Source organism: Limosilactobacillus antri DSM 16041, assembly GCF_000160835.1.
Lineage (GTDB): Bacteria > Bacillota > Bacilli > Lactobacillales > Lactobacillaceae > Limosilactobacillus > Limosilactobacillus antri.
This window is the reverse complement of the sequence record NZ_GG700748.1, coordinates 1-1,462: the sequence shown is the minus strand read 5'-3', so window position 1 is coordinate 1,462 and position 1,462 is coordinate 1. Positions and strand designations below refer to the sequence as shown.

General features: G+C 41.8%; 2 protein-coding genes. Both read left to right on the top strand.

What is annotated here, in order from left to right:
- The coding region (locus HMPREF0494_RS10690; RefSeq protein ID WP_007124996.1) for a helix-turn-helix domain-containing protein at positions 1-577 on the top strand (577 nt) is incomplete at its 5' end.
- A complete protein-coding gene (locus tag HMPREF0494_RS10685) occupies positions 502-1,431 on the top strand; it encodes an IS3 family transposase (protein WP_148466473.1) in 930 nt (309 codons plus the stop codon). The genes HMPREF0494_RS10690 and HMPREF0494_RS10685, both read left to right, overlap by 76 nt.
- The last annotated feature ends 31 nt before the right edge of the window (positions 1,432-1,462 follow it).

The following is a 1,462-nucleotide window of genomic DNA, read 5'->3' as shown; positions in this document are numbered from 1 at the left end:
TGAAGTGAACCCCCATAGTTGGACAAAGAATTCCGACTATGGGGGTTTTACCACGACTAAATTTAATTTTGATACTAAGCTTAAAGCAGTCCAGATGTATTTGCGTGGAACTAGCTCCGAAACTGTGGCACGCCGATTAGGTATAAGAAGTCATGACAACGTGTTAATGTGGGTCGCTCGTTATCGAAAATATGGCATTCAGGGGCTAGAAATTCGTTTACCAAAATATGATTATGATGGCGATTTCAAGCTAAAAGTCTTAAACTGGAAAAAACAACATAAGGCTTCGTATTCGCAAACAGCTCTCCAATTTGATATTAGTAATCGGGGGACAATCGTCAACTGGCAAAAAAAGCTCAATCAATATGGTGCCGAAGCCTTGTTTACCAGAAGAGGACAGGCAAAGCATATGACTACTAATCACAATCGACAAGCTAGTAAGCAACTATCAGAGTTAGAACGCTTAAAGGCTGAGAATCGGGCTTTGAAAGTGGAGAACGAATACTTAAAAAAACTCGAAGCCTTAGTTCAACGTCGCGGACAGTTAAAGAAGAATACCAAATCATCCAAGAACTAAGGCAGGAATTTGGATTTAGCTTAACGGAGATTTTGCCATATACCACCATTAAGCGGAGCACGTTTTATTACCAAGCACACCGCCGAGAAACAGAAGATAATCATGAGCTACTCCAAACTATTAAGGACATCAAGCAACAGAATCCAGGCTACGGTTACCGCTCCGTAACTGATGAACTACACCGCCGGGGGATTAAGGTTAACCACAAACGAGTTAGCCGTCTGATGCGTGAGAATGGGCTATCGTCACAGATGTATAATCGTCAGACCCGGAAATACGATTCGTCGATTGGCCCCCAGGGTAAGAAGGCTAAAAACCGTCTTCACCGTCGTTTTCAAACTAATCGTCCATATCAAAAAATGGTAACTGATGTGAGTGAATTCCGCTATGGCAGTATGAGCCAGGATGAGCGAGTTTACCTTTCACCAATTAAAGACCTGTGTTCGGGTGAAATTGTTAGTTATAATATTGGCGATCGCCCAACTACTGACTTCGTGATGAAGCCGTTAATCGAGCTAATTAATAAGCGGCCTAAGCTCAACTACCGCATGACCGTTCATAGTGACCAGGGAATCCAATATCAAACGAATATGTGGTGTCAAGTCCTGAAGAAACATCATATTTTCCAAAGCATGTCACGTCGGGCAACCTGTTTAGACAATGCGCCAATAGAGAGCTTTTTTCACACTATGAAAGTTGAATTGTATTATGGTCATCATTACCAAACCAAGCGGGGATTAATTAAAGCCATGGAGGAGTGGATACACTATTACAACGAAAAACGAATCAAGCACAAACTAAAAGGCAAGACGCCGATTGAATATCGAAATCTCGCCTTAGAAAAAGTTGCCTAAATTAAAGTGTCCAACTTACAGGGTTCACTTC